This window comes from Rhizobium sp. SG_E_25_P2, from assembly GCF_029892285.1.
Taxonomy (GTDB): domain Bacteria; phylum Pseudomonadota; class Alphaproteobacteria; order Rhizobiales; family Rhizobiaceae; genus Rhizobium_E.
Genome location: NZ_JARXVM010000004.1, coordinates 164,598 through 185,246, shown reverse-complemented (window position 1 = coordinate 185,246; position 20,649 = coordinate 164,598). Strand labels below are relative to the sequence as shown.

Sequence of the window (20,649 nt, the reverse complement as noted above, 5' to 3'; positions counted from 1 at the left end):
GCAAGCCGCGTTAACCATTTGTTAACCTAACGGACGTTACTCCATGTCAACGAATTCTTAACACAGATTATCAAAGTGCTAACAGACGCTCGCTCGATCCGCATCAAGGGCCGGTCCTTTCTGGCCGTCGTGCTGTCGCCCGACCTTCCCTTCGAGGACTGGCTGGGACGGCTGGACGATCTCGCGTCGCGTTCGGCCGGATTTTTCCTCGGCCGCCCCGTTGTGCTGGATCTCGCCGGCCTTGATATCGACCGCGCCCAATTGACGGCCTTTCTCGAAGAGTTATCCAAGCGCAATGTCAGCGTCATGGGCGTCGAAGGCGCGCGTCCGTCGCTGATCGGACCCGGCATGCCGCCGGCGCTCAAGGGAGGACGCGGCTCGTCGGACGTAGACGTCTCGGAAGTTCCCGCCACCGTCACGGCGGCGCCTAAAAAAGTCGAAGATGAAAAGCCGGGCGACGCCGCGGCCGAAGCTCCGCAGCAAATGATCATGGAAAGCCGCCCGCAGCTGCAATCCCTGATCATCCGCGAGCCGGTGCGCTCGGGCCAGTCGGTGATCTTTCCGGAAGGCGACATCACCGTGATCGGCTCGGTCGCATCGGGCGCCGAAGTGATCGCCGGAGGGTCGATCCATATTTACGGCGCGCTGCGCGGCCGGGCGCTGGCCGGGTCTCTCGGCAATGCCGCCGCCCGCATCTTCTGTCGCAAGATGGAAGCCGAACTGATCGCCATCGACGGTGTCTACAAGATGGCGGACGACATGCCCGAAACGCTGCACGGACACCCTGTCCAGCTGTGGCTCGAAGACGACGCCATCATGGCGGAAAAGATCAATTAAGCCGAATCCGGCCGAAAACAGGAGAGTAGGATGGGGAAGGTTATTGTGGTCACGTCAGGCAAAGGCGGGGTCGGCAAGACAACGTCGACGGCCGCGCTTGGCGCGGCGCTTGCCCAGCGCAATGAGAAGGTCGTCGTCGTCGATTTCGACGTCGGGTTGCGCAATCTCGATCTGGTCATGGGCGCGGAGCGCCGCGTGGTCTATGACCTCATCAACGTCATCCAGGGCGACGCCAAGCTGCCGCAGGCGCTGATCCGCGACAAGCGTCTGGAAACGCTCTTCCTGCTGCCGGCGTCGCAGACCCGCGACAAGGACAATCTCACCGCCGAAGGCGTGGAATGGGTGATCGGCGAGCTGAAGCGCTATTTCGACTGGGTCATTTGCGACAGCCCCGCCGGGATCGAGCGCGGCGCGACGCTGGCCATGCGCCATGCCGATATTGCCGTGGTGGTCACCAATCCGGAAGTGTCTTCGGTGCGCGACTCCGATCGCATCATCGGCCTGCTCGACTCCAAGACGCTGAAGGCCGAACGCGGCGAACGAATGGAAAAGCACTTGCTGCTGACCCGCTATGACGCCGCACGCGCCGAGCGCGGCGACATGCTGAAGGTCGAAGACGTGCTGGAAATCCTCTCCATCCCGCTGGTCGGCATCATCCCGGAAAGCACCGATGTGTTGCGGGCTTCCAATATCGGCGCTCCGGTGACGCTGGCCGACGCCCGCAGCGCCGCGGCGCAGGCCTATTTCGAAGCGGCGCGCCGTCTCTGCGGCGAAACGCTGCCGGTCACCATCCCGGGCGAAAAGCGCGGACTGTTCGGCAAGATCTTCGCACGGAGGGCTGCATGAATATTTTCGGCCTGTTCAAGAAAAACCAATCCGCGCCCAAGGCGCGGGAGCGGCTGCAGGTCCTGCTCGCCCATGAACGGGCGACGGGCAATTCCGATCTCTGCGCAATCCTGCGGGAAGAAATCCTCGCGGTGATCGCCAAGCATGTGCAGCTCGACGCCGACAAGGTGCGGGTAACGATGGATCGGGAAGAATTCGTCTCGATCCTGGAAATCGACGTGGAAATTCCGCTCGAAGCCCATCTCGAAACCCAACTCGAAGCAGCCTGAGCCGATTATCTGCAACGTGGAAAGGCCGGCGTTCGTGCGCCGGCCTTTGTCGTTCAGGCCCTGACAGCGTCGACGAGACGTCGGCAGGCGTCGGTGAGCCCGTCTTTTTCGCGGATTAGCGCGCCGCCGATCAGATACATGACATAGTCGCCATAGGCGGATTTCATCTCGTCGACGCGAGCCAACGACATGCCGCCGCCTGGCGCAGGCGCAATCGACTTGTAGCCGCCGAATTCGGCGCGGCAGCCATCGACGATCGACTGGCATTCTTCGAGGCTGAAGCCGAAACGTCCGCCGAAATTGGGATAGACGACGGCGTCGCAGCCCATCAAGCGCGGCAACAGCCCGTAATAGAAGCGCAGCGAAAAGCCTGTCGTCGGCGTCAGCACATTCGGACCGCCGAAAGTCGGATGCGAGACGATGGGAATGCCGAAGGACGAATCGGCAGCCAGTTCTCGCGCCACGTCGTACCCCACCAGCGCGGGCGCGAGCATGACGGCGCCGACGCCGGCTTGCTTGGCCTCAAAGGCGCGGTCGAGCACCTGCCGCGCCGGACCGGTGATGTTCGGCACGAAGGAGCATTTGCCGCCGGTCTTGGCGTTGGCGTCATGCACGGCGGCGACGCAGGCCTTGACCCGTTCCAGGAAGGGCGAGGTCTTCTGGTCGACGAGACCGTGATCGTCCTTGACGTAATCCATACCGCCCAACGCGAAATCATGAGCGATTTTCGCCAGTTCCCGCGACGACAGACCGACGGGCTTGATCGCCGACATCAGAAGCGGCCCTGAAGTCAGGCCCGCCCGCGCGCGCAAACCCTCGATGCCGAAACGCGGACCGGAGCATAACTCCAAAATGCCCGGCGACAGCGTGATGTCCTCGACGCGGATATTGGTCTTGATCGAGGAATTGCCGAAGATGATGTTGAGCAATTGCAGGAAATCGCCGCCGATATCGTCCTCGCTATAGGAGATTTCGGCGAGATAGCCGCCGCGCGCGTCACGCCCCGGCTCCAACCTTTCGAGTTTGCCGAGAATCTCATCCTCGACATAACCTGCGGGCACCGCATCGCGCGGAATCTCGACGGTCTGTTCGAGCGCGATGTCTAGGGCGCGCTGGCGCGCCTCGCTCTCGTCACGCGCCCCGACCCAATAGGTGACTGAGAACCGAGCCATCAGAGCGCCTCCGCCTTCTGGGTGGAATGAACCGCGTCAAGTCGCACAGCCTCGAACTCGGCATCGGCAATGTCGAGCGGCCTGCCCAGCAGGTCGGAAATGGCCGAGACCAGCGCGCTGGCGTCCAACTTGTACTTCTTCATGAGGTAAGGCTTGGAGGCGCCGTGCGCGAAAGTGTCGTTGAGTCCGAGCCGGCGCAATTTGACGCCCATCCCCTCCTCGGCGAGAATTTCCGCAACCATCGAGCCCAGCCCGCCATTGATCGTGTGATTCTCGAGCGTCACCACGCCTTTCTTGCCGGCGGCAGCCTTGACGATCGCCTCGCGATCGAAGGGCTTCAGGGTGGATGCGTGCAGGTGATGAACCCCAACGCCACGCGCCTTCAGCGGTTCGGCCGCGCGCATCGCTTCCTCGGTGCAGACGCCCGCGGTGACCACCAGCACGTCGTCGCCTTCACTCAACGTCCTGACCTTGTTGAACACGAAGGGCGTGGAAAACAGCCGTGGCACCTCGCCGCGCAGCACGCGGACATAGACGGGACCGTCGATACTGTCGGCGACCTCAAGCACGGTTTCGACTTCGGTGGCGTCGCCGCATTCGAGAATGGTCATATTGGGGATCGCCCGCATGACCGAGATATCCTCGATCGCCTGATGGGTGATGCCGCCCGGCGTGGTGATGCCCGGAAGGAAGCCCATCATCCTGACCTTGCGGTTCGAATAAGCGATGGAATTGATCAGCTGGTCATAAGGACGGCGATAGAGGAACACCGCAAAGGTGTGGATGAAGGGCCGGAAACCCTGCATGGCCAGACCGCCGGCAAAGGACAGCATGTTCTGCTCTGCCATGCCGAGCGACAGGAACTGGTCGGGATGCCGGTCACGGAAGCCGTCGACCTCGCAAGACGAGGTGAGGTCCGCCGACAGGCAGAGAATTTCGGGACGCGCCGAGGCAAAGGCCCCAAAGGCCTTGGCGTAGGGACGATTGACGATTTCCACCATGATCAGGCCCTCGCGATTTCGGCTTCATCGACGCCGAGTTCGGCAGCGATGGCGGTCTGCATTTCCTGGTGTTCCTGAGCCGATTTGAACCGGACATAGTGCAGACGCGGGAAACGGCGCTTCAGGAATTCCATGCCCTGATAGGGCGAGGTGTTGGCGAGAATGATCAGCGGCTTGCCCGGCTCCGCGCTGGCGGCAGCCTCGCGGAAAGCGTCGAGATCATGGCCGTTGATCGACCGGCAGGTGACGCCGAAGGAGGCGACGCGCGCGGCGAGATCGCCGAGATCGAGCACCGACGACATCGCGCCGTCGCATTGCTGGCGGTTCACGTCGACGACGACACGGATATTGTCGATGCCGTGATAGGCCATCGCCGCCAGGCATTCCCAGGTTTGCCCTTCCTGGAATTCGCCGTCAGACATATAGACCCAGACCTTGCCGGCCTCTCCCCTGCGCTTGCGCGCCCAGGCGACGCCCGAGGCCATCGACAGGCCCTGGGCGAGCGAGCCGGTGGTGACTTCCATTCCGGGGCTATGCTCGGCGCCGATCATTTCGACGGAACTGCCGTCGCGATTGAAGTGATCGAGCGCATGTTCGTCCATGCGGCCCATCTGAATGAGAGCCGAATAGATCACCAGAGCATAATGGGCGGGCGAAATGATGAAGCGGTCATATTCGGGAGCGAAAGGACCGTGATAGCCGGCGCCGGTGAAGGCGTCCGGATTGGTTGCCGAGGGCACGCCGGAAAAGGGCAGCGGCACTTTCGGAAGCGTCGGTTCGCCGAGATTGAGCGCTTCATTGTAGAGGAAAGCGAGGCTTTCGGCGGCCGAACAGGCCTGGCTCAGATAGCCGCCATTGTTGCGCATGGTGTGAAAGAAGACGCGCTTGCGGATACCCGCCGCCACATCTTCCGTGCTTTGCCGATTGGTCAGGGTCATCTCTATCAGCTCCGTTCGGGGAACATGGCCTTGAGGCCGTCGGGCGAGGCCTGGGCGACGCCGCGTTCGGTGATCAGGCCGGTGATCAGGCGCGCCGGGGTCACGTCGAAGGCCGGATTGGCCGCCGGGCTGCCCTGGGGAGAAATCCGCACCATGGCGATGGAGCCATCGGCGGCGCGCCCCTGGACAAAGGTCACTTCGTCGCTGTTGCGCTCTTCGATGGGGATCTCCTTGACGCCGTCCTTGACCGTCCAGTCGATGGTCGGCGACGGCAGCGCCACGTAGAACGGCACGTCGTTGTCGCGGGCGGCAAGCGCCTTGAGATAGGTGCCGATCTTGTTGCAGACATCGCCATTGGCCGTGGTGCGGTCGGTGCCGACAATCACCATGTCGACCTGGCCATGCTGCATCAGATGGCCGCCGGCATTGTCGACGATCAGCGTATGCGGCACGCCATGGCCGTTCATTTCCCAGGCGGTCAGCTGGGCGCCCTGATTGCGGGGCCGGGTCTCGTCGACATAGACGTGAACCGGAATGCCCTCTTCGACCGCCATATAGATCGGCGCAGTCGCCGTGCCGTAATCGACGGTCGCCAGCCAGCCGGCATTGCAATGGGTGAGAATATTGACCGGCTCGCCCGGCTTCTTCCCGGCGGCGATCCTGCGAATCAGTTCCAGCCCATTGGCGCCGATTGAGCGATTGAGCTCAACGTCCTCATCGGCAATCTCATGCGCCCGCGCATAGGCGGCTTCAGCGCGTTCGGATTCGGGATAGGCCTTCAAATGAGCGCGCATCGCGTCGAGCGCCCAGCGCAGGTTGATCGCGGTCGGCCGCGTCTCGTGCAGCTTTTCCCAGACCTGGTCGAGGGCGGCGTCCGAGGCGTCCTCGTTCATCGCGATCGCCACGCCATAGGCTGCAGTGACGCCGATCAGCGGCGCGCCGCGGATCCACATATCACGGATGGCGGTGGCGACATCGTCGACGGTCTTCAGCGTGACGACGCGGAATTCATGCGGCAGCCAGCGCTGGTCGATGACGTCGATGGAGCGGCCGTCTTCGTTCATCCAGATGGTGCGGTAGTGGCGGTCTCCGACTTTCACGAGACAATCTCCTTTTCCAGCCGTTCGGCGAGCGCATGGATCTCGGCGAGGCCGTGGATCCTGTGCCTGTTGACGGCGAGGTGGCGGCCCAGCTTGAGCGCCTTGGTTTCACAACGGGCGCGGAGATCCGCATCCTCAATGGTTTCAAAATCGGCGTTGTGCGCCAGGCCGAGAATGCGCCGGTGAATCTCGATGCCTGCAAATCCAAGCATGTCGTCCCAGATTGCGTGCAGAACTTCGTCCAGCGCCTGTTCGGCCCCGAGCGGATCGCCGCGATTTTCAAAGAGAGCGGCCTGATACAGGATGCCCTTGCGCTCGGTGCGCCAGAGATGAGCGAATTCGGCGCGGAACACGTCCCAGATCTCGACAACGACGCCGAGCAGATAGGCGCGCATCTCCTCGCGGTCACCGGCCTTTTCATGGCCCGCCTGCGAGAAATAGCTCATCCAGAAATTAGCGAGCAGCATGCCGACGTCAAAGGCCATAGGCCCATAAAAGGCGAACTCGGGATCGATGACCCGGGTATTGTCCGGGGTCACCATCACCGAGCCGGTATGCAGATCACCATGCAGCAGCGTTTCGGCATGGGCGACGAATTTGTGTTTCAACCGCTGCGCCTCGACCTTGAGATCGCGGTCGGCGCGGAGTTCGGCCACGATGCCGTCGAGCTGCGGCGTCGTATGCCGGTTGAGTACGGCCTCGTAATAGGGATCGGAGAACACAAGGTTCTCGGTGATGTCGCATAATTCGACATTGTCGGCGAACAGCGCCAGGTCTTCCTTGCGCTTGCGCGCCTCCATGGCGAGATCAGAGCCGCGAAACAGTGTGCGCGCCAGGAACAGGCCGAGATCGCGGCCGATCTTGGGAAGCTGCTGACCTTCGATCAGCGCGCGCCGCAGAATGATGTGCGGCGTCAGGAACTCCATAACGATGATCGCCTGTTCGCGATCGAAGAACAGCACGTCCGGGGTCATGCCCGGATCGCGTTCGGCCTGTCGGATCAGCGCGTTGTATTCGAAATAGGACCGTTTGAGCGGCAAGGGCCAGCTTTCGCCGACCAAGCGCACATAAGGCAGCGCCTGCTTGACGATCAGGCTGCCCTTTGCGCCTTCGACGATAAAGACCAGATTGAGATTGCCGTCACCCACTTCGCGAACGGTCCAGCCATCAGCAGCCGAGCCGATACGGTCGGTCAGGACGGCGTAGGAGCCAAGACGAACGGGCAGCGTCTCGGCGTTCAGCGCCTCGAATGTTTGCATGCTTTTCCTCCCGTGGGTCCGGGCGCGCCTCCTTGCGCGAAACCGGCCCTCCCCCATTTCCTAAATTGCCATGCTAGCAAATGTCAATGGCCTTGACATTTGATTAAATGCGCTTTTAGAGTGCGGACAAGGGAGGAGTTCATGGTGCAAGAAGCGGTGTTCCGCATCGCCGGCTTGCGCAAATCGTTTGGTCGCGTCCATGTTCTGGGCGGGGTCGATCTCGAATTGCGCGCTGGAGCGGTGACGGTCTTGATGGGCGCCAATGGCGCCGGAAAATCCACGCTGGTGCGTATCGTCAGCGGGGTCTACGACCATGATGGCGGAACGATGTCGCTGGCGGGTGCGAGCTATGCGCCGGTGACGCCGGCTGAAGCCATGCGCGCAGGCGTCGTGACCGTGCATCAGAATATCAATGACGGCGTGGTGGCCGATCTCGACGTCGCCACCAATCTGACGCTCGACCGACTGAACGGTCGCGGCGCGCGGCTGATCTTCAATCCGCGCCGGGTGAAGCGCGAAGCCCAGGCTGTGGCCGAGCGCATGGGCCTGTCGCTCGATCTCTCCGCCAATATCAACGATCTCTCGCTCGCAGACCGCCAGATGGTGGCGATCGCACGGGCCATGGCGCATGAACCGAAAGTGCTGATCCTCGACGAGCCGACCTCGTCGCTGTCGAGCGCCGAGGCCGAGCGGCTGTTTGAACTCGTCGAGCGTCTCAAGGCGCGCGGCGTCGCCATCCTCTACATCTCACACCGCATGTCCGACATCCGCCGGCTTGCCGACACCATCGTCAGCCTGCGCGACGGCCGCATCGCCGGCCTTTTCGAAGGGCCGGAGCTCGATTACGAAGGCGCTGTCAACGCCATGCTCGGCAAGAAAGTCTCGGCCGGCGACATCACGCTGCGCGCGGCGACGCGGCCCGTTTTCACGGCTGACAGCTTGCAGATTACGCCGACATCGAAGCCTCTCTCGCTATCCTTCGGCGCGGGCGAAGTGGTGGCGATCACCGGCCTTGTCGGCGTCGGCAAGACGGTGCTTGCCGAAACCCTGTTCGGCGCACGCCGACCTTTCGCAGGCCAGATGCGCCTGGATGGCGCGGCCTATCACCCGTCATCGACACGGGCTGCGATCGACAAAGGCGTGTTTCTCATCGCCAAGGATCGTGGTGACAACGGCATCGTGCCGGGCTTCAACATCTACGAAAACATCAGCCTGCCGTTTCTGCGGCGCATCTCGACCTTCGGCGTCACCAACAGGCGCCGTGAACGCGACATGGCGCAGCGGCAGATCCGCGAACTGGGCGTGGTCTGCCGCAACGAATTCGACGAAATGAACACTTTGTCAGGCGGCAATCAGCAGAAGGTGATGGTCGGACGCTGGCTGTCGCAAGCCTCGCGTCTCCTGATCCTCGACGAGCCCTTCCAGGGCGTCGACATCGCCGCCCGCCGTGATATCGGCGCGAAACTACGCGCCTCGGCTGAAGGACGCACCACCGTCGTGTTTCTGACCGAACTCGACGAGGCCTTCGAGGTCGCCGACCGCATTCTCGTGATGTCGGAACACACGATCGTCGGCGAACATCAAAACGCCGATATCGATCTCGACAAATTGCTCGCTCAGATCGCGGGCCAAAATCATATGGTTGCCTGATCATGACCGAACAGACGAACGTCACGTCCCCCCTCACCCACCGGCCGATGCAGGCCCGCAAGCTGACCGGCCGCGAGCTCGCCATCAAATATGGCTTCCTCGTGCTGCTGCTCGGCCTCATCCTGTTCTTCTGCGTGTCGACCGACGGCTTCGCTTCGCCGCAAAGCGCCGTCTTCATCCTGCAATCGGTGTCGATCACCGGCATTCTGGCGTTGGGCGTCACCGCCACGCTGGTGGTGGGCGGCTTCGACTTGTCGATCGGCTCGGTCGCCACCACGGCGATGATGGCCTCGTCCTATGTGATGGTGGTGATGGGCGGCGATGCGATGACCGCCACCCTCGTCTGCATTCTGATCGGCGTCGCCGTCGGCCTCGTCAACAGTGTGCTGATTGTCTATATGCGCGTGCCGGATCTCCTGGCGACGCTCGGCATGATGTTCCTGCTGGTCGGCCTGCAGCGCATTCCAACCGAGGGCCGCTCGATCGCCACCGGCATGAGCCTGCCGGATGGAACCGTGGCGAACGGCACGTTCTCGCCCGCCTTCCTGGCGCTCGGCCGCCATCGCTTCGATTTCATCCTGCCGAACCTGTTGCCGGTGTCGGTGGTGGTGTTGATCGTGCTGGCGATCGTCATCTGGTTCTTCCTCGAATACACCCGCTTCGGCCGCATGATGTACGCCGTCGGCTCGAATGAGCGCGCTGCCTCGCTCGCCGGCGCGCCGGTCAACGCCTACAAGATCAGCGCCTATGTCATCTCCGGCGTCTTCGCCTCGATCGGCGGCATCCTGCTTGCCGCCCGCCTGGGACGCGGCGACATCGCCTCGGGCAACAATCTTTTGCTGGATGCGGTCGCGGCGGCGCTGATCGGTTTCGCGGTGCTCGGCGCGGCCAAGCCCAACGCCTTCGGCACAGCAATCGGCGCATTGTTTGTCGGCGTGCTCTTGCAGGGCCTGACGATGATGAACGCGCCCTATTACACCCAGGATTTCGTCAAGGGCGGCGTGCTCGTCGTCGCTCTCGTCTTCACCTTCGCGCTGTCGCACCGCAAGCGGTGACCGGCCCGGACCATCGCCTGCCGCAGGACTTTTATCCGACGGCAGGCGCAAGAACAGACACCAGACCGTCAATAAGTGGAGGAGCCCTATGACGATCACCCGCAGACTGCTCGGAAAACTCACCCTCGGCGTCATCGGCGCCGCCGCGTTGGGAGGCGCGGCACTCGCAGCCGATATGCCCGCCCCGTTCGACAAGCCCGGCGCCAAGATCGCGCTGGTCCGCTATCTCTCGACCGGCGATTTCTTCCAGTCCTATCTGGCGGGCGTGGAAGCCCAGTCCAAGGCGCTCGGCATCGACCTGCGCGTGCTCGACAGCCGTCAGGACGCCGCACTCCAAGCTGACATGGTCGACCAGGCCATCGCCATGGGCGTGCAGGGCATCATCATCCAGCACGGCCTGACCGAATCCATGAAGGAAGCCGCCCAGCGCGCAGTGGCCGCCGGCATCAAGGTCGTGGCTTTTGACGTCAATGTCGAAAACGACAAGATCCCGCAGATCGAACAGTCCGACCGCGACCTCGCCCGTCTCGCCCTTGAACAGGCGATCAAGGACAATGGCGAGAGCTTCAACGCCGGCTATGTCTATGTCGCCGGCATCGCGCCGCTCGACCGCCGCGACGAAACCTGGAAAGAGTTCAAGGCGAAATATCCGGGCATCAAGGAAAAGGCGATGTTCGGTACGCTCGACAATCCGATCGCCAACTCCGTCGCCAACCAGGCGCGTTCGGTCATTTCGGCCAATCCCGACATCACCGTGATGTTCGCGCCCTATGACGAATTCGCCAAGGGCGTGAAGATCGCCGTCGACGAAGCCGGCATGTCCTCCAGCGTGAAGATCTATTCCGCCGACATCTCGACCTCCGACATCGCCGCGATGCGCGAACCGGGCTCCGCCTGGGCCGCCACCGCCGCCACCAATCCCGCAGTCGTCGGCCAGGTATCGGTCCGCGCGCTGGCCATGATGCTCACCGGCGAAGACCCCGGCAAAAGCGTCATCGTTCCGCCGACGCTGATCACCCAGAAGGATCTGCTCGACAAGGACATCAAGAATGTCGAGGAACTCGGCGCGAAATTGCCGCAGTTCGCCCATGCCGATGTCGTAATGCCCGCCTGGATGCCGAACCCGAACGCGAAGTAAGTTTAAGTTCGACGGCATGTAAAATGAGCCCAGCCGGTTCGCCCCGGCTGGGCTTTTTTGCTTTTGAGAGCTTGGGCGGCTCATCTCTGAGCGAGGCATTTTACCACGCCCATCTATCTGCTATGAGAAGAGAGATATCTGGAGGGCTCTTCATGGCTCTATTCATTCGCGACGAGACAGTCGATGCTTTGGCAAGCGAGCTTCAAAAGGTGACCAACGCGCCGACCAAGAAGGATGCCGTCAAGCAAGCGCTTGAAAATGAACTGAGGCGCGTCAGCGAAAAGAGGCCGATGCGCGAACGGCTCGCTGCGTCGCAAGCGCTGGCAGCGAAGATGGGGCCCCGTGATCCGAATTTTGATATGAAGGCGTTCTTCGACGAGATGTGGGGTGACATCTAATGTTCTTGGACGCTTCGGTCATCGTTGCGCTTCTTGCGCGGGAGCCGGGGTGGAAAGCCATTGCGGATCGCATGGACGAGTGCTCTGGGGAGTTTTTGGTTTCTCCACTCTCAAAATTTGAAGCCGTTCTTGCTTTTGCTCGAAGTCCAGACTCATACGCCAACAACCGAGGGCAAGCCCTTGGTGAAGCTGAAATGCTCGTGAATGGAATGCTCGTTGAAATTGGCGTTCGGGAAGTTGGTATCACAACCGAGATTGGCGTGCTTGCCTTGATGGCTGCTCGTGTGTACGGCAAAGTAGTCGGCCATCGCGCAAGCCTAAATCTTGGCGACTGTTTCAGCTATGCATGCGCAAAGGCTGAACGCGTTCCCCTCCTCTACAAGGGGAACGATTTCATACATACTGATCTGGGCTAACGGAGCCGGTTACCTCAGGATCGCGGCAATATTCCCGCCATCCACGGTCGTGACATCGGCCGTTGTCCGCTCCGCCAGGGCATGGTGGACGAAGGCCTGGGCGACATCCTCGGCGGTCACTTCGAGGCCGAGCAGATTGCCGCCCATGTAATCCTTGACGGACAGGCCGCGGGCTGCGGCGCGGTTGGCGATCATATCGTCGTTGAGCAGGCCGGAGCGGATCCGGTCGGCATTCACCGCGTTGACGCGGATGCCGGCAGCGCCATGCTCCAGCGCATATTGCCGCGACAGGAACAAGGTCGCCGCCTTGGCCAGACCGTAAGCGCCGAATTTTGCGCCCGGATTGATTGCCTGCTTGCTGGCGTTGAACAGAAGCGCGCCGCCCGTGCCCTGCTCCTTCATGATGCGCACAGCATTCTGCGCCACGGTCTGATGAGCGAAGAAGTTGAGTTCGAAACTCTTGCGCAGCAGTGCATCGTCCATGGTGGCGATCGGGCTCTCCCAGGCCGCGCCGGCATTGGATATCACGATATCGACGCCGCCATAGGTCGCGACAGCCTTATCGAAAGCGGCGCGAACCGACGCCGGGTCGGTGACGTCGCAGGCGACGCCGATCGACATATTGCCGGCCGCCTTGGCCGCATCCGCAGCCTTGGCGCCATCGAGATCGAGCACCACGACATGGGCGCCTTCGCGGGCGAAGGCCTTGGCGACAGCCGCGCCGATCGCGCCCGCGCCGCCGGTGACCAGCGCCACCTGACCGGTGAACGGCTTCGGCTTGGCGCCGGCGAGCTTGGCCTGTTCCAGAGACCAATATTCGAGATCGAAGAGGTCAGGCTTGCTGACAGGCTCGAAACGGCCGATGGATTCGGCGTCGCGGGCGGTCTCGATCCAGGTTTCCGCGACATCTGCGGCGATCTTCGCGTCCTTCAGCGTGCGGCCATGGCCGAACAGGCCGAGACCGGGAACCAGCGTCAGGCGCGGCATGGGATCGAGCATGATCTTCTTGACGCCGTCGCGGCCGTCATTGGCCTTGAAATAATTGGTGTAATCCTCGATGAAGCCGGCAACGCGGGCGGCGATGTCGGACTTGTAGGCGTCGAGCTTGCCGGCTTCGGGCGCGGCCAGCACCACCGGTCCGGTCTTGATGCGGATGGAGAGATCCGGCGTCGACACGCCGCGTCGCGCCATGTCTTCGACCTCGGCCGCGTTGACGAAAGCGAGGATGTCGGGAGAGGTGCGGAACGCGCTGACCATGCGGTCGAAACGGCCCTCGCCCTTGGGCACGGCGACGGCTCCGCGCAGCATCGGCGCGATATCCTCGGGCTTGGCGAGCGCGCTCGGCAGCGTCACAGGCGTGAAGGGGTTGCGGCCATGGGCGCGGACATAGTCCTCGGCCATGCTCACATAGTGGATCATCCGGTCATAGGCTTCCTTCGCAGTCGCGCCGAAGGTGAAGATGCCATGCTTGTCGAGGATCAGCCCCTCGACGTCTGGATTCCGGTCATAGACTTCGGCGGCCAGTTTGGCGAGCGCGAAGCCCGGCATGACATAGGGCACATAGCCCATCTTGTCGCCATAGAGTTCCTTGCTGCGCGCCATGCTGTCGGAGAGATCTGCAATCGCGAGCACGCCGGTGGAATGGGTGTGATCGACGAATTTATGCGGAATGAAGGCGTGCAGAAGCGCTTCCACCGAGGGATTGGGCGAGGATGGATCGATGAGATTGGCGCGCTGCAGCGTCACCATGTCTTCGTCTGACAGACGATCGAGCTTGCGGGCCTTGAGCAGCGGCGCGATCTTGACCGCCGGCAGGCCAGCGGGCTCGATGACTCCCATGTCCCAGCCGCTGCCCTTGACGCAGAGCACGTCCCATTCATCGCCGACCAGATCGGTGACGGTGGTCTTGACCGACGTATTGCCGCCGCCATGCAGAACGAGTTTCGGCACGCCGCCGAGAAGTCGCGTCGTATAGGTGCGCAGCGCGAGATCGCGATTGACGCCCTTGGGCGCATAGGTTTCGACCATGCGCTCGGCGTCCTGGTCGTTCCAGAGATTGTCCATAGTTTCCTCCTCAACATGATTCCGCCCGGCATCCGGGCCGGGCGGAGAATTCTAATTGCCTAGCTCTCAGCTGCGCTGTGGTCCCTCAGCCTCCCAGCGGGCCAGAAGCCGCATCGCCATGGAATGCGTCACCACGAGATGCGAGACGAAGCCGCCCTTGATGGCGGCCACCAGCGGCTGGAATTTGGAATCCTCCTCCACCACCATCATCCGCTTGGGGATCGTCTTGATGATCTCCAGATCCGCCGAAATGCAGCGGCGATTGTGCGGACAGTCGAGCCAGCGGCCCTCATGATCGATGACCTGGCCGGCGATGACCCCTCCCGCGCCGCCCTCTCCTAGAGCCTGCATTTCCTCTGGCGTCAGTGCGCCGCAGCGCACCAGATGGCTGTCGCTTTCGATGCCGCCGACCGAATAGAGCACCAGCTGACAGTCGGCGATCGAGGCGAGCTGTTCGCGGATGACAGGCTCGTTGCGCAGATCGCTCGCCAGGCGCTCGGAACTCAGCACCAGCGGCGCATAGAGATTGATGCCTTCAGCATTGAGCCGCCGGCCGATTTCTGTCGTGCACTGGTCGGGACGGTAATTATAGGGCGCGCCGAGATTGCCGCAGAGTTGCACGACGGTGACGCCTTGGAGATCGGCATAGGGCATGACATCGGCGAGATGATAGACCGTCCGGCCCCAGGCCACGCCGATCCGGTCGCCCTTGTTGATCAGTTCGAGAAAGACGGCGGCCGCCACAACAGGCATTTCCGCCGCCGGATCGATGGCCAACCGGTCCTCCGGCACGATCCAGACGGTCTCCAGGCTCAGCGCGTCTTCGAGCTTGCGCGCCAGAACGTCATCAGAGAACAGCTGCGTCGACGTGGAGATATTGACGATGCCGATCTCGCGGGCGCGCCTGAGATAGGTGGCGATCGAGGCGCGAGAAATATTGAGCTGCTTGGCGACCTCGTCCTGCCGGAGCCCGTGCATGTAATAAAGCCAGGCGGCCTTGTGCATGATCTGGTCTGTGGACCGCATGTCCCTCGCATCTCCCTTTGCGCAGCGTTTCTGACATTATTCACGAACGCTGACAAAAGTCAAAGACCTATCTTTGATGCTCTGCAATCACCGCCAGAAAGGCCTCGCCATACTTTTCCAGCTTGGATTGGCCGACGCCGGAGATAGCCAGCATGGCTTCGGGCGTATCAGGTCGGTCGGTGGCGAGCGCCACGAGCGTCGTGTCTGGAAAGACGAGATAAGGCGGGATAGCGAGCTCCCTGGCAATGGCGCTGCGCGCGGCCCTCAGCGCCTCGAACAGCTCGCCATCAGCGACATCAAGCGACGAGCGGGCCTGGCTGGAACTGGCTGACGCCTTGCGCGCCGCCTTGCCCTTGGTGGGACGGTCGACGCGGAAGCGCACTGTTTCTTCCTTGCGAAACACCGCGCGCGCCCGCTCGTCGAGCTTGATCGCGCCGAAAGCGCTGTGATCGACGCCGACATAGCCGGCCGCGAGCAGCTGCCGATAGACCGATTGCCAGGTCTTGGCCGCGATGTCCTTGCCAACGCCAAACACCGGCATGTCGACATGGCCGAAGCGTTGAGTTTTCTCATTGACGACGCCCAAGAGCACGTCGATGAGATGGCCGACGCCAAAACGCTCGCCGGTACGATAGACGGCGGCCAGCGCCTTGATGGCGGCCTCGGTGCCGTCCCAGGTGTCGACCGGTTTCAAGCAGGTGTCGCAATTGCCGCAACCGCCGGCATGGGCTTCGCCGAAATGATTGAGGATCGCCTGGCGCCGGCATCCTGCCGTTTCGCAGATGGCGAGCAGCGCATTGAGCTTGCCGCGCTCGATGCGCTTGATCTCGTCGCTTGCCCCGCCTTCATCGATCATGCGGCCGCGCTGGATGACATCGGCCATGCCGTAAGCCATCCAGACGTCGGACGGCAGACCGTCGCGACCCGCGCGGCCCGTTTCCTGATAATAGGCCTCGACCGAGCCCGGCAGGTCGAGATGGGCGACATAGCGCACATTCGGCTTGTCGATGCCCATGCCGAAGGCGACCGTGGCGACGAGGCAGAGATCTTCCTCCTTGAGAAAGGCGTCCTGATGCGCGTCGCGAACAGCCCTGTCCATGCCAGCGTGGTAAGCGAGCGCCCGGATGCCCTGACCATCAAGCCATTCGGCGGTGTCTTCCACCTTGGCGCGGGACAAGCAATAGACGATGCCGCTCGATCCCTTGTGACGCGACAGGAACTGCAGCAATTGCTGGCGCGGCTGGTCGCGCTCGACGATTTCATAAGAGATGTTCGGGCGGTCGAACGAGGTGGTGAAGACCTCCGCGCCCTCAAGGCCGAGGCCGCGGATGATGTCCTCGCGGGTATGCGGATCGGCGGTGGCAGTCAGCGCCACTCTGGGCACGCCAGGATAGTCTTCACCGAGCTTACCGAGCTCGCGATATTCCGGCCGGAAGTCATGGCCCCATTGCGACACGCAATGCGCCTCATCGATGGCAAAAAGCGAAATTTTGGACGACCCGACCAGTTCCTTGAAGGCCGGCGTGACGATGCGCTCCGGCGTCACATAGAGAAGATCCAGTTCGCCGCGCGATATGGCGCGGCGAGTGTCAAGGTAATCCTCGCGGCTCATGGCCGAATTCAGCGCGGCCGCGCGGACGCCCAACTGCTTGAGCGCCTCGACCTGATCGCGCATCAAGGCGATCAGCGGCGAGACCACCACGCCAAGACCGGGGCGGCACAGCGCCGGGATCTGAAAGCAGAGTGACTTGCCCGCCCCTGTCGGAAACAGCACGACGGCGTCGCCGCCGGCGGTGACAGTCTCGATGACATCAGCCTGCTTGCCGCGAAAGGCAGGATAGCCGTAGATTTCCTTCAGGACCGAGAGCGGGTTGCGCTGGCCTTGATCGCTAAAAAGCCTGTCCGTGCTTCTATTTTCGTGCATCGAGCATCCTGACCGGGAATCGCCTGTCGCGCCGTCATGGCGTAGACGTCACATAGGCGATTGCCGGCCCCGGACGCAACGCGCCTATTCAACCCGCGTCGACAGTATGAACTTGCGCTTCTCCAATTCAACGAAATAGGGCGGGATGTCGAAATAGGCTTCCGGCGCCCAGACGCCCGGCTTTTTCGGATTGGCGAGGATCAGTTGCGCGGCGATCGAACCGTTCATCGAGGTGCAGGCGTCGACATAGGGCGCATACATCGCATCCGGCTTGACCACGACTTCGACGGTCACCGTGCGCGCGACGCCATCCTTGCGGCCACGGCCGATGGCGAAATGGATTTCGTGGCTTTCCTGCTCCGGCATACGGGCGGCGTTCTTCTTGATATTGCGCTCGATGACCTTGTTGAGCACGTCGAGCGGACGCACCTTGACGCCGCCAACCTCGACCGGATCGTCGAAATCGCCGAAACCGGCTTTGACGAGGCCGACCCAGGCTTCATGCTCGCGATGCGGCAGATGCAGCTTCCAAGAAAATTCCTTGATACCCTTTTCGCGAATGCCGTCGGCCAAGGGCACGGTGAGCTGTTCGGAATGCGGCGAATGCATGAATTCGCACCGGCCCCAGGGCTCGGGAAGGTCGAGATATTCAGAGCCGCTCATCGGCGGGCAGGTCACATGCTTGCCGTCATAGAACTGCGTGCTTTCATGGGCGTATTCGGCCAGCACCGTCGAGACGCTATAGGGCGGCACGAGAACCGGGTTCTCCTCGCCGACCAGTTCCGCCGCCCAATAGAGATTGATCGTGTCGATCTCGTCGAGTTCGTCGGCGACGGCGCGGCAGATGACGTTGGACATGCCGGGATCGGCGCCGCAGCCGACCACCGCCGTCACGCCGGCCGCCTTGAAGCGCTCATGCTCGGCGATCTGCTTGACGGTGTAGGTGCCCAAGCCCCCGAGATCCATATAGGCGACCTTGGCCGCCAGCGCGGCTTCGAAGATGGTCATCTGGTGGCCTAGCAGGGTCGGCACGCAGTTGATGCAGAGATCGGCGCCAGCCACAGCGCTGGCCAGCGCATCCGGCTTGGTGACGTCGAGATCGAAAAGCTCGATCCTGATGTCGTCGAGTTCGGCTTTCAGCGCCTCCATCCGCTCGCGTTGCGCGTCGCAGATTCGGACGGTCTTGATGTCGATGATGGCGCGATCGGAAAGAAGGTCGCGCACGATGCCCGCGCCCATAAGGCCGGCGCCGCCGAGAAGGCTGATGATCATGATGTCGTTCCTGCTGAAATGTCGTTGTGTCAGACGTGCTTGCGGCCGCCCGTCTCGTAGAACCAGTCGTCGGGATAGGGATACCACCAGCCCTGACGCACTGGCTTGTGGTCGATGATGACCATCTTGGAGCGCCGGAAGGCGTCTAGGCCAAGCCGTGAGAGTTCCCGTCCCAGGCCCGAGCGCTTCCAGCCGCCGAAGGGCAGCGCGTCATTGTCGATCAACGGATTGTTGACCCAGACCATGCCGGCCTCCAGCCGTTCGGCCGCCTCCATCGCCTCTTCGAGCGAGGTGGTGAACACCGATGCGCCGAGACCGAATTCGCTGTCATTGGCGCGGGTTATAGCCTCGTCGAAATCCTGCACGCGCATCACGGCCGCGACCGGGCCGAAGCATTCCTCCTGCATGATCGCCATGTCGGGCGTGCAGCCGGTCAGGATGGTCGGCTCATAGAACCAGCCCACCGGCTGGTCCTCGGGGATCTTGCCGCCGATAACAGCCGTTGCGCCCTTGGATTTGGCGTCCTCGACCAGACGGATCACCTTGTCGCGCGCCGCCTTGGAGACGAGAGGGCCGATCTCTGCCTTGTCGAGGCCGTTGCCGATCCGCAACCGGCGGGTCTCGGCGACGAATTGCTCGATGAAGGCGTCATGCACGGCGTCGACAACGAAGAAGCGCTCGGCCGAGGTGCAGACCTGGCCCGACATGTGGAAAGCGGCCGTGACCGCGCCGGCGGCGGCGACATCGAGCGGCGCATGCGCGGTGATGATCATCGGATCCGAGCCGCCGCCCTCGATCACCGCAGGCTTCATTGCGCCAGCGGCGGCCATGGCCACCGCCCTGCCCGCCTCCGCCGAACCGGTGAAGGCGACGGCATGCGTCTTCTTCGACGCAACCAGCGCCTTGGCAATCTCCGCGCCGCCCGGCAGGCAGGCGATCAGGCCGGCTGGCAGATCGGCGAAGACCTCCATGAAAATCAATGTCGACAGCGTCGTCGCCGGCGCGGGCTTGATGATGCAAGCATTGCCCGAGGCGAGCGAGGCGGCGACCGTCCAGCACATCAACAGGATCGGGAAGTTGAAGGGCATGATGTGAACGGAGACGCCCAGCGGCTCGTAGCGCGCATATTGAAACGAGCCGGTCTGCGTCGTTCCCGCCACCTTGCCCGCTTCGTCTCTGGCGATCTCGGCGAAATAGCGGAAGGCGCCGGCGCAATTGGCGACTTCGCCGATCGCCTCGGGATAGGGCTTGCCCATTTCCCGCGACATCACCTCGGCGCAGCGGCGCATATCGGTCGTCTCGATGCGGTTGGCGATCCGGTGCAGGATCGCGGCGCGCGTCTTGGCGTCAATCTTCGCCCAGCTCTTTTGCGCGGCGGTCGCAAGCGCCAGCGCTGCGTCGAGCTCGGCGTCTGTGGTTTCGGCAAACGCGCCGACCACGGCAAGCGTCGCCGGGTCGATCACATCGGCGCGGGCGCCCAGGCTCGGCCGGTAGCCGCCGTCCACGAAATGGACGGGTTTCAATAAGTCCTGCATATCTGGTCCTGACTGGCCGTTAAGGCCGTCCCGCTTGCTCAGCGGATCATGTAGACTTTCTTGATCGTCTCATGGACGGTGCAGACGCCCTTCCAATCCTTGGGGAAGAAGGCGGCGGTATCAGGGGTGATTTCGATCACCTCGCCGCTTTCATGCACATAGGTCGAACGTCCCTCGAGGAAGTGGCAGAATTCGTCGCGCGTCACATGGCATTCCCATTTGCCGGGCGTGCAGATCCACAAGCCGCATTCGCTTTCGCCGTTCGGGCCCTTGTGAATGAGCTTGCCGGAGACGTGGCTGACGCCTTCGATCATGGTGGGGATCGTGCCCCAATCGACCAGGTTGTCCTGTTCGAGCGGCTTGTACATAAGGGGTGCGGAGGTCATGTCTATTCCTTGCAGTCAGCGGCTCATGAAAGCCTTGGACAGAGTTTCGGTGATGATGGAGGTTCCGGTCCAACCTCTGGGAAAGAAAACGATCGAACCGGCTTCGACGGCGATCTCCTCGCCGTCTTCACTGATATAGAGGCCCTTGCCGCCCAGAAAGACGCAGAACTCGTCGCTGGCAATCGTGATCTTCCGGGTTCCCGGCGTGCAGGACCAGATGCCGCATTCGCTCGATCCATCCGCGTTCACGCTGAGGATCTTGCCGGCCATGACCGGATTGCCTTCGGTGGCGGTCGTCGACGCGCCCCAGTCTTCGAGCGCCACGGCGTCGGCTTTCGCCCAGTGGGGTGTGGTCATCTCAAC

General features: G+C 62.5%; 20 protein-coding genes. 8 read left to right on the top strand and 12 right to left on the bottom strand.

The features are described from left to right. Positions 1 to 66 precede the first annotated feature (66 nt). Genes minC through minE form a run of 3 tightly spaced genes read left to right on the top strand, consistent with a single transcriptional unit; the run spans position 67 to position 1,952 of the window. The gene (gene minC / locus M2360_RS08335) at positions 67 to 837 is read left to right on the top strand and encodes a septum site-determining protein MinC (RefSeq protein WP_280774517.1); all 771 of its coding nucleotides are present in this window, start codon (positions 67 to 69) and stop codon (positions 835 to 837) included. Positions 838 to 867: 30 nt separating this feature from the next. After that, positions 868 to 1,683: a septum site-determining protein MinD gene (minD, locus tag M2360_RS08330; protein WP_280774342.1), complete on the top strand. Its 816-nt coding sequence runs from the start codon at positions 868 to 870 to the stop codon at positions 1,681 to 1,683. Then, positions 1,680 to 1,952 (top strand): cell division topological specificity factor MinE, encoded by a 273-nt coding sequence (minE, locus tag M2360_RS08325; protein ID WP_280774340.1) that lies wholly within the window; start codon positions 1,680 to 1,682, stop codon positions 1,950 to 1,952. Before minD ends, minE begins: the two co-directional genes overlap by 4 nt. Before the next feature lie 53 nt (positions 1,953 to 2,005). Here the strand turns inward: minE and M2360_RS08320 are convergent, their stop codons facing one another. From M2360_RS08320 to mtnK, 5 genes are read right to left on the bottom strand one after another with little or no spacing between them, the layout of a single operon-like run. Beyond that, on the bottom strand, positions 2,006 to 3,124 hold the full coding sequence (locus tag M2360_RS08320; protein ID WP_280774339.1) for a RuBisCO large subunit C-terminal-like domain-containing protein: 1,119 nt from the start codon (positions 3,122 to 3,124) through the stop codon (positions 2,006 to 2,008). Then, positions 3,124 to 4,125, bottom strand: coding sequence for a transketolase C-terminal domain-containing protein (locus M2360_RS08315; protein ID WP_280774337.1), 1,002 nt, complete (start codon positions 4,123 to 4,125; stop codon positions 3,124 to 3,126). The genes M2360_RS08320 and M2360_RS08315 overlap by 1 nt, the downstream gene beginning before the upstream one ends. 2 nt (positions 4,126 to 4,127) lie before the next feature. Then, positions 4,128 to 5,063, bottom strand: coding sequence for a transketolase (locus M2360_RS08310; protein ID WP_280774335.1), 936 nt, complete (start codon positions 5,061 to 5,063; stop codon positions 4,128 to 4,130). 5 nt (positions 5,064 to 5,068) lie between these two features. Next, positions 5,069 to 6,163, bottom strand: coding sequence for an S-methyl-5-thioribose-1-phosphate isomerase (gene mtnA / locus M2360_RS08305; RefSeq protein WP_280774333.1), 1,095 nt, complete (start codon positions 6,161 to 6,163; stop codon positions 5,069 to 5,071). After that, on the bottom strand, positions 6,160 to 7,422 hold the full coding sequence (gene mtnK / locus M2360_RS08300; RefSeq protein WP_280774331.1) for an S-methyl-5-thioribose kinase: 1,263 nt from the start codon (positions 7,420 to 7,422) through the stop codon (positions 6,160 to 6,162). The genes mtnA and mtnK overlap by 4 nt, the downstream gene beginning before the upstream one ends. A gap of 141 nt (positions 7,423 to 7,563) precedes the next feature. Here mtnK and M2360_RS08295 point away from each other — a divergent pair, with 141 nt between their 5' ends. The 5 genes from M2360_RS08295 (at position 7,564) to M2360_RS08275 (ending at position 12,079) form a co-directional block, all read left to right on the top strand. After that, complete coding sequence (locus M2360_RS08295; RefSeq protein WP_280774330.1) at positions 7,564 to 9,072, top strand: sugar ABC transporter ATP-binding protein; 1,509 nt, start codon at positions 7,564 to 7,566, stop codon at positions 9,070 to 9,072. Between the two features lie 47 nt (positions 9,073 to 9,119). After that, a complete protein-coding gene (locus M2360_RS08290) occupies positions 9,120 to 10,127 on the top strand; it encodes an ABC transporter permease (protein WP_280774515.1) in 1,008 nt (335 codons plus the stop codon). An 88-nt stretch (positions 10,128 to 10,215) separates the two neighbouring features. Beyond that, a complete protein-coding gene (locus tag M2360_RS08285) occupies positions 10,216 to 11,265 on the top strand; it encodes a substrate-binding domain-containing protein (protein ID WP_280774329.1) in 1,050 nt (349 codons plus the stop codon). Positions 11,266 to 11,288: 23 nt separating this feature from the next. Beyond that, positions 11,289 to 11,663, top strand: coding sequence for a type II toxin-antitoxin system VapB family antitoxin (locus M2360_RS08280; RefSeq protein ID WP_348529539.1), 375 nt, complete (start codon positions 11,289 to 11,291; stop codon positions 11,661 to 11,663). Continuing rightward, positions 11,663 to 12,079 (top strand): type II toxin-antitoxin system VapC family toxin, encoded by a 417-nt coding sequence (locus M2360_RS08275; protein WP_280774328.1) that lies wholly within the window; start codon positions 11,663 to 11,665, stop codon positions 12,077 to 12,079. Before M2360_RS08280 ends, M2360_RS08275 begins: the two co-directional genes overlap by 1 nt. A gap of 9 nt (positions 12,080 to 12,088) precedes the next feature. On the opposite strand, the gene M2360_RS08270 is transcribed toward M2360_RS08275, so the two are convergent. The 7 genes from M2360_RS08270 to M2360_RS08240 all read right to left on the bottom strand — a co-directional run bounded on the left by M2360_RS08270 (position 12,089) and on the right by M2360_RS08240 (position 20,643). After that, positions 12,089 to 14,143: a bifunctional aldolase/short-chain dehydrogenase gene (locus M2360_RS08270; RefSeq protein WP_280774327.1), complete on the bottom strand. Its 2,055-nt coding sequence runs from the start codon at positions 14,141 to 14,143 to the stop codon at positions 12,089 to 12,091. Positions 14,144 to 14,209: 66 nt separating this feature from the next. Next, the gene (locus tag M2360_RS08265) at positions 14,210 to 15,169 is read right to left on the bottom strand and encodes a sugar-binding transcriptional regulator (protein WP_280774325.1); all 960 of its coding nucleotides are present in this window, start codon (positions 15,167 to 15,169) and stop codon (positions 14,210 to 14,212) included. Positions 15,170 to 15,236: 67 nt separating this feature from the next. After that, positions 15,237 to 17,093 (bottom strand): DNA helicase RecQ, encoded by a 1,857-nt coding sequence (gene recQ, locus M2360_RS08260; RefSeq protein ID WP_280774324.1) that lies wholly within the window; start codon positions 17,091 to 17,093, stop codon positions 15,237 to 15,239. An 84-nt stretch (positions 17,094 to 17,177) separates the two neighbouring features. Continuing rightward, positions 17,178 to 18,365, bottom strand: a complete 1,188-nt coding sequence (locus M2360_RS08255; RefSeq protein WP_280774323.1) for a saccharopine dehydrogenase NADP-binding domain-containing protein — start codon at positions 18,363 to 18,365, stop codon at positions 17,178 to 17,180. Between the two features lie 29 nt (positions 18,366 to 18,394). After that, entirely contained in the window at positions 18,395 to 19,900 is a 1,506-nt protein-coding gene (locus M2360_RS08250) for an aldehyde dehydrogenase family protein (protein ID WP_280774322.1), read from the bottom strand. Between the two features lie 38 nt (positions 19,901 to 19,938). Next, the gene (locus M2360_RS08245; protein WP_137155513.1) at positions 19,939 to 20,286 is read right to left on the bottom strand and encodes a cupin domain-containing protein; all 348 of its coding nucleotides are present in this window, start codon (positions 20,284 to 20,286) and stop codon (positions 19,939 to 19,941) included. Positions 20,287 to 20,301: 15 nt separating this feature from the next. Further along, positions 20,302 to 20,643 carry a cupin domain-containing protein gene (locus tag M2360_RS08240; RefSeq protein ID WP_280774321.1) on the bottom strand — a complete coding sequence of 114 codons (342 nt, stop codon included), beginning with the start codon at positions 20,641 to 20,643 and terminating at the stop codon, positions 20,302 to 20,304. Positions 20,644 to 20,649: the final 6 nt, after the last annotated feature.

Bases quoted from the DNA above. Each gene is read 5' to 3' on its own strand.
- minD (WP_280774342.1), top strand. From the start codon at position 868: ATGGGGAAGGTTATTGTGGTCACGTCAGGCAAAGGCGGGGTCGGCAAG.
- minE (WP_280774340.1), top strand. From the start codon at position 1,680: ATGAATATTTTCGGCCTGTTCAAGAAAAACCAATCCGCGCCCAAGGCG.
- M2360_RS08320 (WP_280774339.1), bottom strand. From the start codon at position 3,124: ATGGCTCGGTTCTCAGTCACCTATTGGGTCGGGGCGCGTGACGAGAGC.
- M2360_RS08315 (WP_280774337.1), bottom strand. From the start codon at position 4,125: ATGGTGGAAATCGTCAATCGTCCCTACGCCAAGGCCTTTGGGGCCTTT.
- M2360_RS08310 (WP_280774335.1), bottom strand. From the start codon at position 5,063: ATGACCCTGACCAATCGGCAAAGCACGGAAGATGTGGCGGCGGGTATC.
- mtnK (WP_280774331.1), bottom strand. From the start codon at position 7,422: ATGCAAACATTCGAGGCGCTGAACGCCGAGACGCTGCCCGTTCGTCTT.
- M2360_RS08295 (WP_280774330.1), top strand. From the start codon at position 7,564: ATGGTGCAAGAAGCGGTGTTCCGCATCGCCGGCTTGCGCAAATCGTTT.
- M2360_RS08290 (WP_280774515.1), top strand. From the start codon at position 9,120: ATGCAGGCCCGCAAGCTGACCGGCCGCGAGCTCGCCATCAAATATGGC.
- M2360_RS08285 (WP_280774329.1), top strand. From the start codon at position 10,216: ATGACGATCACCCGCAGACTGCTCGGAAAACTCACCCTCGGCGTCATC.
- M2360_RS08280 (WP_348529539.1), top strand. From the start codon at position 11,289: ATGAGCCCAGCCGGTTCGCCCCGGCTGGGCTTTTTTGCTTTTGAGAGC.
- M2360_RS08275 (WP_280774328.1), top strand. From the start codon at position 11,663: ATGTTCTTGGACGCTTCGGTCATCGTTGCGCTTCTTGCGCGGGAGCCG.
- M2360_RS08270 (WP_280774327.1), bottom strand. From the start codon at position 14,143: ATGGACAATCTCTGGAACGACCAGGACGCCGAGCGCATGGTCGAAACC.
- M2360_RS08265 (WP_280774325.1), bottom strand. From the start codon at position 15,169: ATGCGGTCCACAGACCAGATCATGCACAAGGCCGCCTGGCTTTATTAC.
- recQ (WP_280774324.1), bottom strand. From the start codon at position 17,093: ATGCACGAAAATAGAAGCACGGACAGGCTTTTTAGCGATCAAGGCCAG.
- M2360_RS08255 (WP_280774323.1), bottom strand. From the start codon at position 18,365: ATGATCATCAGCCTTCTCGGCGGCGCCGGCCTTATGGGCGCGGGCATC.
- M2360_RS08250 (WP_280774322.1), bottom strand. From the start codon at position 19,900: ATGCAGGACTTATTGAAACCCGTCCATTTCGTGGACGGCGGCTACCGG.
- M2360_RS08245 (WP_137155513.1), bottom strand. From the start codon at position 20,286: ATGACCTCCGCACCCCTTATGTACAAGCCGCTCGAACAGGACAACCTG.
- M2360_RS08240 (WP_280774321.1), bottom strand. From the start codon at position 20,643: ATGACCACACCCCACTGGGCGAAAGCCGACGCCGTGGCGCTCGAAGAC.